A 518-nucleotide genomic window follows, 5' to 3' on the forward strand; every position below is an offset into this window, starting at 1 on the left:
ATATTTACTTTTTTGAAAGCGAGGTTGATGCGATTAGCTATACTTCACTCAATGGACTAACACCAAACTCAAAATATGTTTCAATGCGAGGTGTTAACAATCCAAGCATAATTTACCAACAAATTTTAGAAGTTGGTCAAAATACAGGAAAGATACCAAATGTAGTGTATGCAGTAGATAATGATGAAGCAGGATTAAAATTTAATCAAGATAAAATTGAAAATAATTTAGTTCACCGTGAACACGGAGAAATGTCGATATATTTTGCTGTGCCACCTAAAAAAGAAAATGTGAAAGATTGGAATGATGAATTAGTAAGAAGAAATGGTCACGCTTATCAAGAACATGAGAAAAATATTCCATTAAGTAAGAAACAGTATTTACAAAATTACAGACATTTAGAGAGTAGTAGAGGTATGGAAATGGAATAATCAGTAAATATTGATAGCAAAATTATTTTATATTATAATATATGTACAACTTCTTTTTTTCTAATTCTTTTATAGAATTAGAGATGA

1 protein-coding gene is annotated in these 518 nt (G+C 28.6%); it reads left to right on the forward strand.

Going from position 1 to position 518, the window contains the following annotated elements; genetic code table 11:
- On the forward strand, positions 1–431 hold a 431-nt coding region (locus HMPREF3177_RS04275; RefSeq protein WP_148128601.1), incomplete at its 5' end, for a toprim domain-containing protein.
- Between the last annotated feature and the right edge of the window lie 87 nt (positions 432–518).

It is taken from the genome of Nosocomiicoccus sp. HMSC09A07 (genome assembly GCF_001808485.1).
Lineage (GTDB): Bacteria > Bacillota > Bacilli > Staphylococcales > Salinicoccaceae > Nosocomiicoccus > Nosocomiicoccus ampullae_A.